13 protein-coding genes are annotated in these 12064 nt (G+C 45.0%); 11 read left to right on the top strand and 2 right to left on the bottom strand.

Going from position 1 to position 12064, the window contains the following annotated elements:
• Positions 1–16: 16 nt before the first annotated feature.
• Positions 17–634, top strand: coding sequence for a class I SAM-dependent methyltransferase (locus tag ACFSUO_RS09930; protein WP_382393611.1), 618 nt, complete (start codon positions 17–19; stop codon positions 632–634).
• A 49-nt stretch (positions 635–683) separates the two neighbouring features.
• Here the strand turns inward: ACFSUO_RS09930 and ACFSUO_RS09925 are convergent, their stop codons facing one another.
• A complete protein-coding gene (locus ACFSUO_RS09925; protein WP_382393609.1) occupies positions 684–3065 on the bottom strand; it encodes an immune inhibitor A domain-containing protein in 2382 nt (793 codons plus the stop codon).
• Positions 3066–3351: 286 nt separating this feature from the next.
• Positions 3352–4929, bottom strand: coding sequence for a Na+/H+ antiporter (locus tag ACFSUO_RS09920; protein WP_382393607.1), 1578 nt, complete (start codon positions 4927–4929; stop codon positions 3352–3354).
• A 171-nt stretch (positions 4930–5100) separates the two neighbouring features.
• On the opposite strand from ACFSUO_RS09920, the gene ACFSUO_RS09915 reads away from it, so the two are divergent.
• From ACFSUO_RS09915 to ACFSUO_RS09870, 10 genes are all read left to right on the top strand, one after another.
• Complete coding sequence (locus tag ACFSUO_RS09915) at positions 5101–5298, top strand: hypothetical protein (protein WP_382393605.1); 198 nt, start codon at positions 5101–5103, stop codon at positions 5296–5298.
• A 113-nt stretch (positions 5299–5411) separates the two neighbouring features.
• Positions 5412–6464: a fatty acid desaturase gene (locus tag ACFSUO_RS09910; RefSeq protein ID WP_382393603.1), complete on the top strand. Its 1053-nt coding sequence runs from the start codon at positions 5412–5414 to the stop codon at positions 6462–6464.
• 126 nt (positions 6465–6590) lie between these two features.
• Entirely contained in the window at positions 6591–7727 is a 1137-nt protein-coding gene (locus ACFSUO_RS09905) for a sensor histidine kinase (protein WP_382393601.1), read from the top strand.
• A complete protein-coding gene (locus ACFSUO_RS09900) occupies positions 7724–8323 on the top strand; it encodes a response regulator (RefSeq protein WP_382393599.1) in 600 nt (199 codons plus the stop codon). Before ACFSUO_RS09905 ends, ACFSUO_RS09900 begins: the two co-directional genes overlap by 4 nt.
• A 68-nt stretch (positions 8324–8391) precedes the next feature.
• The gene (locus ACFSUO_RS09895; protein ID WP_382393597.1) at positions 8392–8532 is read left to right on the top strand and encodes a hypothetical protein; all 141 of its coding nucleotides are present in this window, start codon (positions 8392–8394) and stop codon (positions 8530–8532) included.
• A gap of 132 nt (positions 8533–8664) precedes the next feature.
• Positions 8665–9198, top strand: a complete 534-nt coding sequence (locus ACFSUO_RS09890) for a D-glycero-alpha-D-manno-heptose-1,7-bisphosphate 7-phosphatase (protein ID WP_382393595.1) — start codon at positions 8665–8667, stop codon at positions 9196–9198.
• Between the two features lie 75 nt (positions 9199–9273).
• Positions 9274–10029: a hypothetical protein gene (locus ACFSUO_RS09885; protein WP_382393593.1), complete on the top strand. Its 756-nt coding sequence runs from the start codon at positions 9274–9276 to the stop codon at positions 10027–10029.
• A gap of 96 nt (positions 10030–10125) precedes the next feature.
• Positions 10126–10329, top strand: coding sequence for a CDGSH iron-sulfur domain-containing protein (locus tag ACFSUO_RS09880; RefSeq protein WP_382393591.1), 204 nt, complete (start codon positions 10126–10128; stop codon positions 10327–10329).
• Positions 10330–10502: 173 nt separating this feature from the next.
• Positions 10503–11150: an SDR family oxidoreductase gene (locus tag ACFSUO_RS09875; protein ID WP_382393589.1), complete on the top strand. Its 648-nt coding sequence runs from the start codon at positions 10503–10505 to the stop codon at positions 11148–11150.
• 49 nt (positions 11151–11199) lie between these two features.
• Positions 11200–11958 (top strand): sporulation protein, encoded by a 759-nt coding sequence (locus tag ACFSUO_RS09870; RefSeq protein ID WP_382393587.1) that lies wholly within the window; start codon positions 11200–11202, stop codon positions 11956–11958.
• Positions 11959–12064 lie beyond the last annotated feature (106 nt).

The following is a 12064-nucleotide window of genomic DNA, read 5'->3' as shown; positions in this document are numbered from 1 at the left end:
AAAAGCGGTGAACATAATGCTGGAAGATACAGGAGAGCGGGTAATTCCTGAAAACATGAAAATAACGAATGAACTGCTGGTAGAGCATGTGGCTAGGTACCATTTTGCCAGCGAGCATGTGTATGGCCGGGTGCTCGACTTTGCCAGTGGCGCAGGTTTCGGCACACACATCCTTGCAAAAAAAGGGAGAAAAAGCGTATCCGAAGTTGTTGGGATTGACGTGGATCCGGACGCTGTTCAATATGCGCGAGGCACGTATTACCATCCGATTTCTGCTTTTACGGAAGGGGATGTGACTGATCCAGGGCTGCCGGACAAGCTTGGGCAGTTTGACAGTGTGGTCAGCTTTGAGACGATGGAACATGTCGAGGCGGAAGAGCAGTTTTTGGCAAATGTGTACACTTTGCTGAAACCGGGCGGCACTCTCGTATTGTCAACGCCGTTCGGAAAAGGCCGCGGGAAGCCGTGCGGGTCGCCATTCCATGTGCACCAGCTGACTGTGGATGAATTTACGCAGTTGTTTCCGGATTATACTTCTGTTGGTTTCTACTTTCAGAAGGGCGCGCTGATCAAGCCGGCAGATGATCATCATGGTGGTCATTATCCGCTTGGAATAGCCGTTTGTGAAAAATAACGGAAAAAACCCTGCCAGGGCGCTTGCACTTGGCAGGGTTTTTATATGATTATTTGTAGATCAATACATTACCGACCGTGTTATCTTTGCTTTGACCGATGACGCGGAACTTCAGTCCGTACTCAGGAACATCCCGGCCGGCGTCAACAAGACCCGGGTTGCTCCAGTCTGCGCTGTCATCGAATAATGGTGTGCGTTTCGTATAATTGTCTTTCATCGTTACACCTTGCAGGTCCATGTAATCCAGGAACATTTTCTCGGATTTATCGAGACTGAACGATGCATCATGTACCTGATAGCGACTGCTTCCTGTTCCTTTGTCACTCCATCTGACCGCACGCTGGTCAGCATCCACTACACCAAGGAACCCTTCACCCGGATGCTGGCCAGTCCAGTTGTTATTATACGATTCATCCACATACCAGACAACTAGTCCATCATCATAGGACATTAAGCTATCACCACGACGGATGTGGGCAAGACCTTCATCAACACCGTTGTGTGAGCGCCATTCAAGCAAATAGTATTGATCAGTTGTATGCGTACCATCATGCTTCTCAAAGCCGTTCAATGTGAATGAAGGCTCTGCTTCTGCGCCATCAGAAAACACTTCATTTCCGTCTGCTGTCACTTTTACATTGTCAACGAAAAATCCTGTCATATTAGTGGCCCAGTCAGTCATGGAACGGAACTGAAGCTGAATTTCCTGACCGGCATAGTTGCTGAGATCAATTGATTCATGGATCCATCCGTCACTTGAGCCTGTATAACCCGGCAGATTTTCTTTAATTGCCGGATATCCGCCTGAAGCGAGTGTTGAGCTAGTATTCGAGGTTGACAGGGATTCCCATGTTTCACCGTCATCTGTTGAAATTTGGACCATTGCATAATCCCAATCTTGTTCGATATCGTACCAGGCATTGAAGTCAAGTGTTGCATTTTCAGCGCCAGTTAAATCCACTGTTTTTACCATTTTATGATCAACTTCATCGCCTCTGCCGCCATAGTATTCAAATTCACCGGTTTTTGGGGTGTTTAATATATTAACTTTATCCGGCAGATTAACACGAACGGCATCATTGTTCGTGCCTTTGGTGACGCCTTCATCAAGAAGAACCGATGTACCTTCCCCCGTTATACCTGATGCGTCAAGGGTTGTGCCGCTTAGCCAATTGCCGCCGTGAAGCTCTTGCAGCATTTGTCTTGAATATGGGCTAATTCCAGGTGGCTCTGTTCCTGGAACATCTCCAGCCCAGCTGCCACTTGCCATCAGTGACCAATAACCAATTGCCTCACCCTCACCAGTGTAGTTGGTGTCATATTCATCAGGCAGCCCTAAGTCATGTCCATATTCGTGGGCAAACACACCGGCCGCACCGTCTTCCGGTTCAATTGTGTAATCATCTGCCGCTAATAGGCCGTCAAAACGGTCACTATCAGACTCTGCCCCCGGAACTGCAACTAAACCCAGTGACGAACGGTGTGACCAAATAGCGTCACCACCAAGTGAACCGCCGCCAGCTTCTTCGCCGACACCAGCGTGAATGACCATTAAGTGGTCGATAATTCCATCCGGCTCGTCATATACACCGTCACCATCATAATCTTCACGGTCCCAAGTGTCATAGTCACTTAGGTCAATACTTGGGTCTTGTGCAGCTTTTTCAAGTGCTTCATACACCAGCTCAGCAGCTGCTGCATCGTTACCATCTGGAGCCGGAACGTTTTTGCCATAATAAGCAGCAGGGTTATCAGCTGTGTACCAGCCTGCTACCGTTCCGTCGACGGTGTAGCTTCCTCCTGATTGCTGTTCATAATATTGTTTCATCGATATCAAATTTTCCCCATTCGGACCTTCATAGCCATCGTCACCAAAGATCATGTTTTGAAAATGGTCGTGTGTGTAGTTTTCGTACCACATGTCCGTTTCATCTGGTGTGATTGAGCTTTTTTCATAGTCCGGAAAGTCGATAGCTAGTACCAGTACCTTATCTTCCCGAACTTCCCCATTATAAGCCTCTTCTTCAACAGCGTCCACTTTGTTTTTCTTGGCATGTCCAAGTTTATTACCCTTTCCGTTTGTAAGCGGATTGTTGTTTTTCTTTTCATCATTTTTCATACTGGCGTCATTATTTTTTACCTGATTGACGCTCATTTTCTTGCTGTTTTCCACTTTAGATTGTAAGTATTTATTTAGTGCTTTGTTCGCCTCTTTTGGCGATGCATCTTGTGCAATTGTGCCTCTTTCCTTCAGCATCTCAATCAATTTTTCATCATTGGCGATCCCCAAATCGACTGGTGAACCAAGCTCTTGCGAAATGCCTGACTGCAAATCGCCATCAGAACCGTTGCCAGGTGCTGCGCCAGCGCTTGAAAGGCCAAGGCTTAGTGTCAGTGCAGCGGCGGTTGATAGAATAAATCCTTTTTTCATTACGATAAACTCCTCCCACAAATTATTATGTTGGCGTTATGGTGCCTGTCCGGTGGTCCTCCTTTTGAACACGCACTATCAGAAAAATGATAGAATAGTTTTTATCATATAGTCATAATTGAATATTGTAAATATTTAAGACAATTTACGACAAAAAAGAGGACAATGGACCTATTACAATAGAAGGTGAAATTGTTTCGGTCATTGTCCTAATATAGGCAAAAAGTCTTTTTTGGCTATTTTTGCGAGTATGTGTACCGACAAACAGGATGCCGCTCTACCTGCTTTAATGCTCACTTTCCAGTTCAGCTAATTTGTCCATAATCTGCTCGATTACCTCATCAGCAACGTCGCTGGAAATGATGTCTTCCTTGACCAAGCGCTCAACCGCCTCGTGTTGTGCATACAGGGAATGACGTTTCAGAGTGTTTTGCTGTTTTTCTTTCAGTTCCGGATGCTCCTGGAAAAGCTCCTCGATTTTTTCTTGTATTGTTTCAAGGTTATGCTGATAATCCTCCACAATCTCATTCGTTACCGTATCTGTAATGCGCAGATTGTCTTGGACCCGGCTGATTTCCTGGATGGCATTTTCATACCGGTACGCCTGTGCCAGCAATGTTTCATAGTCCTCATAACCTTCTTCCTGTTTGTTAACACCAAGCCAGTTGAGCACAGGCTTGATGGTAAGGCCCTGGCACACAAGGGAGAATAGCACAGCACTGAATACAAAAATCAGAATATCCTCACGACCGTCAAAATCCCTGGGAAGACTGAGCACGAGTGCGATCGATAAGGATCCTTTCAGACCGCCCCAATTCAAAATGTGTTTCCATGCATTGGGGATATTTCCGGTAAATAATGTGGTGACGTAGACAGCAACACTTCTGGCAGCAAGAACAATCAAAATAGCAGCGAAAATCAATCCCCATTTGTCCGCTACATCAATCCGGGTAATTTCCAGCCCGACCATTAGAAAGACAAGGGAATTAATCAGTAAGGTAACAACATCCCAAAAATTACTGATATTTAACTTGGTTGTTGGGCTCATGCCGATTTTGGCCCCGTAATTTCCTAACGTAAGTGCCGCTACGACAACAGCAATCACACCGGATGCCTGGACACTTTCTGCAAGTAAATACGTGCCGTAAAACAAGATGATACTAAAAATAATCTCGAGCGGATAATCATCAAAATATCTCGTTATCCGTGATGCGATGTATCCGGTTGCCCCACCGACGATAAGCCCCAGTGCGACAACTTTGATAAACTCCCATACCCCTAGCCCGACACCTTCCATCCCCATATCAGCATAGGTCAGGAGCGAAAATGCGGATATATTAAAGAGAACTACGGCAAGTCCATCATTAAATAAACTTTCCCCTTCAATGACAGTGGAAAGCCGTTTGTTGACGCCAAGACTTTTGAAAATCGATAAAACACTGACCGGATCAGTCGCACTCATGACAGCTGCAAAGACAAATGCGGCCGGAATGGTCAATTGCAGAAGCCACATGGACGAAAAGCCAATCACAACAAATGACAGGAAAGTTCCGCCAAATGCCAGTAATAGAATGGGCTTTTTGTTGTTAAACAGCTGTGAAAATGGCAGCTTTAATGCAGCTTCCCCCAGTAACGCAGGCAGAAACAGCGTAAGTACGGCAAAATTAAACACTTCACCTGCTGTTATAAAATCCTTTAATGGTTCAAGAAAAGGAATATTACTGAGCCCGATGACAGCCCCAATGATAACGAGGGCAATCGGATAAGGCCTTTTAAACTTCTTCGCGATAGCGGTAATCCCGGCTGCAATCATCACCAGTATAAGCAGGAGGGAAAAAATATGATGTAAATCCAGCTCTTCCACGAGAACAGCCTCCTTCGCTAAATCTCCATATGCTCTATTTTTACCCAAAATGCCATGAGAATGCGGTGAAAGAAATAAGAATCAGAAAAACACAGGTATGTCTTTGCCCGTGGAACGTGGATATCGGGCTGAGTACACGCATCAGCGTATGCTAGGCGGATACGGATATTCGTGGCCGGAATCAACCGGTCTGCAGCAAGAATCAACCAGTTCGTGGCTGGAATCAACCGGTTGGCGGCAAGAATCAACCAGTTCAGGGCGGAAATCAACCTGTTTGGAACAGAAATCAACCGGTCAGCGGTCAATATCAACCAGTCTGCACGAAATATCAACCGAAGTGCTTCCAAACGCGGGCTCAAGTGCAAATAGATGACATTTGTCACCTCTGCTACTTGACGTTTATGACTTATAAAAGTGATTGATTTTCTATATTCTATATAGTAGACATATGGACAAAAATAATTTACTCTCAGGAGGATATGATGAGCAGACAAAAACAAGCACAGTTGAAAAAAAGCGTCGCAGCTTTTGCTAATCCGGATACGAAAGCAAGCATACTGCAGCTCATAAACACGATTCCGCCGTTTTTCCTGATTTGGTTTCTGGCTTACCAAAGCCTGTCCGTTTCGATTTGGCTGACGCTTGCTTTGACGGTTCTGGCATCAGGGTTCGTCGTTCGCATCTTTATCATTTTCCATGACTGTACGCACGGATCATTTTTCAAAAATGGCAAGGCTAACCGGATTGTTGGGACGATAACCGGAATCATCACGTTGTTTGCTTTTGAAAAATGGAAACGGAGCCATGCGATACATCACGCGACAAGCAGCAATCTGGACAAGCGCGGGACAGGCGATGTATGGGTGATGACAGTTGATGAATATATAAATGCATCTTTTTGGGGCAGGCTGGTCTACCGGCTTTACCGCAATCCGATTGTAATGTTCGGATTAGGGCCGTTCTATCTTTATTTTCTTTCCAACCGTTTTAACCGAAAAGGAGCCAAACGGAAGGAACGATGGAACACGTACGTCATCAATGTTTCTGTTGCCGTCATCTACAGCCTGTTAATCTGGGCAATCGGCTGGCAGGCGTTTCTCATTATTCAGTTGCCAATCAGTTTTATGGCTGGGGCCTTGGGGATTTGGCTGTTTTATGTGCAGCATCAGTTTGAGGATTCCTACTTTGAAAATGAAGACGAATGGGATTTTGTTAAAGCTGCTGTTGACGGAAGTTCGTATTATAAACTGCCGAAAGTGATGCAATGGCTGACAGGAAGTATTGGGTTCCATCACGTGCATCATTTAAGTCCAAAAGTTCCGAACTACCATTTGGAAAAAGCCCATGAATCCACACCGCCACTACAGCAGGCTACCACAATCACATTAGCGTCCAGTTTAAAATCAATCCGCTTCAGGCTATACGATGAAGCAAACAAAACGTTTGTCAGTTTTAAAGAGGTTAAGGAGCTGCTCCGAAAGAGAAAACTCGGCATTCAAATGAATCCGGGACGATCCACTGTTCAGGAAAAATAAATACGATAACACCCAAACCCTTCTATCATGTATGGAAGGGTTTGATTTTTGTTATACTTAACGGAAGCAGTTAGGAGCGGTTGTTCAAAAAGTCCTCCTTTTTGAACACGCGTTAGGAGGACCGTTATGCAAAAATGGTATCATATTGTCCCGAAAAACACTGGGCTTAGTATATATGCGTGGATTATCTTTTGTATTCTACCTTTTTATTTTATTTTCCGAACATCTGGAACACTGGAAATTATATTCGGCATTTTCATGATACTGCTGTTTTTTACAGCATACAGCGTATCGTTCCTGTCAGAAGGCTGGACGGTTTACCCGGCAGTGGGGGCAGAAATGATTATAAGCGTCGTGATGACGGTGGTTCTTGGGTATGTTTACTTTGCACTTTTTTTGGCGTTCTACATCGGAAATATCCCGCATAAAGCCGGATTTATAACACTCTATGTCGTTCACCTTGTGACAACAATCGCCGCCGTTACGATTGGTTTTTTTACCCAAAACGAAATATTCCTTTCGCAGCTTCCATTCATTGTATTTAGCGTCATTGGCGTTATTTTGCTGCCGCTAACTATTTATTTCCGAAACAAGCGGGAAGCATTGGAAAGCCAATTGGAAGCTGCCAACCAAAAGCTTTCCCAATTAGTTGTTTTGGAGGAGCGTCAGCGGATTGCCCGCGATTTGCATGATACACTGGGACAAAAACTGTCTATGATTGGCCTGAAAAGTGATTTGGCAGGAAAGCTGGTCGATGTAAAACCTGCAGCAGCAAAAAATGAACTTCATGATATCCATCAGACTGCTCGAACGGCGCTAAAAGAAGTGCGTGAAATGGTGTCAAACATGAAAGGTGCCAAACTGGAAGACGAAATCACCCGTGTTCAGGAAATGCTGAAAGCTGCCCGGATTGATTTTCATTTGGAAGGAAGCCCAGAGCTTACGGACACACCTTTATTTGTGGAAAATGTGCTGAGCATGTGTTTGAAAGAGGCTGTAACCAACGTCGTTAAGCACAGCGGGGCGTCTTCCTGTACAGTCACCATTGCCCCATCAGCGGAAGAAGTACTGATCGAGGTGCAGGATAACGGAAGAGGGATGGCGAATAAGAAAGGTACCTATTCAGAAAACGGACTTCAGGGGATGAGAGAGCGGCTGGAATTTGTCAATGGCAGCCTGGATATTCAATCAGCCAATGGGACGACATTGACGGTTAGAGTACCGAATGTCATTCAGCGCACAGAACAGGAGGGGTTGTCGTGATACGCATTGTGATAGCGGAAGATCAGCGCATGCTGCTTGGAGCACTCGGGTCGCTGCTTGACCTGGAAGATGATATGGAAGTTGTCGGTAAAGCAAGGAATGGGGAAGAGGCAATATCGCTTGTGCAGCAGCAGCATCCGGATATTTGCATAATGGATATTGAAATGCCGGTAAAAAGCGGCCTTGACGCAGCCGAAGAATTGAAGGATGACCCTTGTAGAATCATTGTATTAACTACCTTTGCACGGACAGGTTATTTTGAGCGCGCAAGAAAGGCCGGTGTGAGCGGTTATTTACTCAAAGACAGTCCGAGTGAGGATTTAGCAAACTCCATTCGCACGATTATGAATGGGAACCGGATATATGCTCCGGAGCTGGTTGATATGGCCTACGATCATGACAACCCACTGACCGAACGGGAAGAACAGGTGATTAAGCTGATTGCTGACGGTAAAAATACAAAGGAAATTGCCAGTGAGCTTTATCTGACCTATGGAACGGTCCGTAACTATGTCTCCGTTATTCTTGATAAACTGGAAGTGACGAACCGGATTGAGGCCATTTCAAAAGTAAAGGAAAAAGGCTGGCTTCAGTAAGTGCACTTGTATAAGGGATGCCCCTAATCCAAAAACTAAACCATCATCATGAAAAGGGGGTAACCACCATGGCAAACAAGAACAATCAATTCAAGGAAAATAAAAACCACGGCGAGCACCGTAATGGGCGCAAGAGCCAGTATAAAAACCATAATGCCAAGGGCGGCCGTCCGAATGAATATATTAGTGAGAATGATGAATCGCTGTAGTTTTCGCAGGAATCGCTGCAGATTGCCATAAAATTCCCAAAAATCATTACAGTTCATAAGCATAACAGCCAAAAATTACAAAAGCGGTGTGATATAGTATCACACCGCTTTTATCAAATGGAGGAAGAAGGCATGCATCAAGGAATTTTTCTGGACCGGGATGGGGTCATTAATGAAGTGCTCAGCGATCGGGTGAAGTTTGTCAACAAACCCAGCGACTTCTATTTATTAGATGGTGTCGGAGAAGCTGTCAAAATGTTCAATGAGATGGGTTATTATGTTTTTGCCGTCACGAATCAGGGTGGAATTGGGCTTGGCTATATGAAGGAATATGCATTGGATGCGATACATACACAAATGAAAGCTGAACTGGCTGCATTTGGCGCGAAGATTGATGATATTGCCTATTGCCCGCATAAACCGCATGCTGGCTGTGCCTGCCGCAAACCACAGCCAAAGATGATTCTCGACTTAGCGGAAAAATATGATATTGCACTGGAAGAAAGCTTCATGGCCGGTGACAGGGAACCGGATATCACCGCGGGGAAAGAGGCTGGAACGACAACCGTTCTTATCGGACAACGCAAGCGCGAGCAGCAAAAGGCCGACGCCAACATGACCTTTCCGGATCTTTTGGCATTTGCCCGCTGGCTGCAAAAACAGTAATCACCTTTCATGGATTCGTCCTTTCTGGTCATACTAAGACATGTCGTTATTTTATAGAAACAGGAGGATGAATCCATGCTAATGCGTTTGATACTAACATCTGCTCTGGCACTGGTGCTAATGGCAGCCCCAGCAGGCACTTCTTTCGCATCCGACTTTTATAAAGGCTTTGCGGAAGATTTACACAGTAAACAGGAAGTGGAAGAGGATCGCAAAGAATCGTACAAACGGATTTTCATTGAAATGGAAGCCAAAGAGCTGGGCATCGAAACAGAAGGGAAAGACCCGGAAAAACTTGCCGAAGAAGTAGCTGAAACGAAAATAAAGCGCTCTGCCAAGGAACTGAACATTGACACAGAAGGAAAAGATATTAAAGAGCTGGCCAAAGAAGTCCATCACGCCGAAGTGAAAAAGAAAGCGGATGAACTAGGGATTAACCAAAAAGGGAAAGACCCACAGCTGCTGGCTGAAAATGTATATGAAGAGATGCTGAAGCAAAAAGCGGAAGAACTCGGTGTTAAAATGGTCGAACGAGATATCCGCGGGCTAAAAAAAGCTGTACTTGAAACAATCGTGAAGCAGGAAGCAGAAGAACTTGGTATTGAAGTGAAAGGAAAAGATGCACAAAAGCTGCAAGAGGAAATACATGACAAAAAGCTTTTTCAGACAGCAGAAGCACTCGATTTAAAAACCGATAATAAAAGCAATCGTGAGCTTTTCGACGAGATTATAACAGAGCATGCAGAAGAGGCGAAAGACAAGCAGCTGTTTCCATTTGAAAAGAGGAATGGTGATTTTTTCTGGAACCATCATGTGAAACAGCGTCCTTAATCCTCGAGTGAATCGGGGATTTTTTCATATTGGCAGGAATTTCAATGGGTTTGCCGAATATATAGAATAGGAAGTCAAAAGAAAGGGGAAAAGATAATGAGTGACAATGCACAAATTAAAGTGAATGACAATGGGCCATACTTGGTAAAAGGTAATGTTGAAATGGTGGATGCAGAAGGGAATGTATTTGAGACGAAGAAAGCTTTTTCCCTGTGCCGCTGCGGTCATTCCTCGAACAAACCGTTTTGTGATGGAACCCATAAGAAAATCGACTTCGAAAGTGAACCGCGTGCAGAATAATTATAAACCCTTCTATGTGTTGCTTAGCATAGAGGGGTTTTTATCACTCTTTTTCCGAAGATTTCCTGAGAAAAACAAGATCATGAACAGTTCGTAAAACAGCATAGTTGTCATCATGGCCGCTGTTTGGAATAATAATAAACGTAAACTAAAAAATGAAGGAGATGGACTTCATGCACGTTTTGGTTGCAGGTGCAAATGGAAAAATTGGACAGAACATTGTTAAGCAATTGCATAACAGCGATGAACATACAGTAAAAGCCATGGTCCGGAAAGAGGAACAGGCAGAAGAACTAAAGAAAAAGGGAATTAACGCTGTCATAGCCAATCTTGAAGGCAGAAAAGAAGCCATCAGAAAGGCGGCCAAAGGATGTGACGCGGTCATTTTCACCGCAGGATCCGGCGGCAGTACAGGTTCTGACAAGACATTGCTCGTTGACCTGGACGGTGCAGTTAAAACCATTGAGGCAGCGGGAGAAGCAGGTGCGGACCGTTTTATTATGGTGAGTGCACTTCAGGCCAACAATCGTGACAATTGGAATGAAAAAATCCGGCATTATTATGTGGCTAAGCACTATGCTGACAGAGTGCTGCAAGCGAGCGGCTTGAATTATACCATCGTCCGGCCGGGCGGTCTTTTGAATGATCCGGGCACAGGCAAGGTTATCGCATCCGAAAATCTGACGGAGCGGGGATCTGTTCCGCGCGAAGATGTAGCCACTACGGTCGTATCCTCCCTGACTGAGGAAAACACATATAAACGCGCGTTTGACCTGGTTTCCGGTGAAATGGAAATTGGCGAGGCGCTGAAAAAAGTGTAACTGTTTTAAAAATAAATTAAAAGCTATAAGGGATGCAGGAGGAATAGTATTGTTAAAAAAATGGCTGGCAAGTGTCGGAATCGGCGGTGCAAAGGTCGATACACAGTTGGAAAATGACGAGCTAGTGCCTGGTGAAGAAGTCCGCGGCAAAGTTGTCGTTGAAGGTGGAAATACCGAACAGCAGATTGATCAGATTCATTTATTTCTGATGACCGAGGCAGTCCGTGAAATAGACGATAAAAAAGTGCGGGAAGATGTAAAGCTGGATTCTTTTGCCATTGGAGAATCGTTTACCATTGGGGAAGGGGAAACGAAAGAAATCGACTTCCAGTTTACACTGCCCGTCCATACACCGCCAACCATTGGAAAAACGGACGTGTGGGTACAGACAGGCTTGGATGTGCCGAATGCAATTGATCCAAAGGACAGGGATTTCATACAGGTAGAGCCGCACCGGAATATGAACACTGTTCTGGAGGCGTTAACGAATGTATTAGGATTCCGTCTGCGCAAAGTGGAAATGGAATACTCCAAACGCTATCGCTATGTTCAGGAGTTTGAATTTTTACCGAGCAGCGAATTTCGCGGTGACCTCGATGAACTGGAAGCCATGTTCTTCATGCGCGAAGACGGTCTGGATGCTGTTCTCCAAGTTGACCGGCGTGCCAAAGGACTTGGCGGACTGTTCGCAGAGGCAATGGAAATAGATGAAAGCTATGCCCGGGTTTCCTTTACAAGTACGGAAACTGATAAGGGCGTAAATGAAGTTGCTGATAAATTACGGAGAACGATCGAGAAGTTTACTTAGATAAAAGGACCCGCGGGCTTTGGTAGGCTTGCGGGATTTTTGTGCGACGGGCAGTCGCACCTAGTGTAGATTACTACACTGAACTAACTTTTAAAGGATTGGAGTA

Source organism: Lentibacillus juripiscarius (assembly GCF_042685205.1).
GTDB classification, from domain to species: domain Bacteria; phylum Bacillota; class Bacilli; order Bacillales; family Amphibacillaceae; genus Lentibacillus; species Lentibacillus juripiscarius.
This window is presented reverse-complemented; position numbering and strand designations above follow the sequence as displayed.

Excerpts from the sequence above, each read along its gene's own strand:
- ACFSUO_RS09880 (WP_382393591.1), top strand. The coding sequence starts at position 10,126 with ATGAGTGACAATGCACAAATTAAAGTGAATGACAATGGGCCATACTTG.
- ACFSUO_RS09905 (WP_382393601.1), top strand. The coding sequence starts at position 6,591 with ATGCAAAAATGGTATCATATTGTCCCGAAAAACACTGGGCTTAGTATA.
- ACFSUO_RS09885 (WP_382393593.1), top strand. The coding sequence starts at position 9,274 with ATGCTAATGCGTTTGATACTAACATCTGCTCTGGCACTGGTGCTAATG.
- ACFSUO_RS09895 (WP_382393597.1), top strand. The coding sequence starts at position 8,392 with ATGGCAAACAAGAACAATCAATTCAAGGAAAATAAAAACCACGGCGAG.
- ACFSUO_RS09930 (WP_382393611.1), top strand. The coding sequence starts at position 17 with ATGCTGGAAGATACAGGAGAGCGGGTAATTCCTGAAAACATGAAAATA.
- ACFSUO_RS09925 (WP_382393609.1), bottom strand. The coding sequence starts at position 3,065 with ATGAAAAAAGGATTTATTCTATCAACCGCCGCTGCACTGACACTAAGC.
- ACFSUO_RS09910 (WP_382393603.1), top strand. The coding sequence starts at position 5,412 with ATGAGCAGACAAAAACAAGCACAGTTGAAAAAAAGCGTCGCAGCTTTT.
- ACFSUO_RS09875 (WP_382393589.1), top strand. The coding sequence starts at position 10,503 with ATGCACGTTTTGGTTGCAGGTGCAAATGGAAAAATTGGACAGAACATT.
- ACFSUO_RS09890 (WP_382393595.1), top strand. The coding sequence starts at position 8,665 with ATGCATCAAGGAATTTTTCTGGACCGGGATGGGGTCATTAATGAAGTG.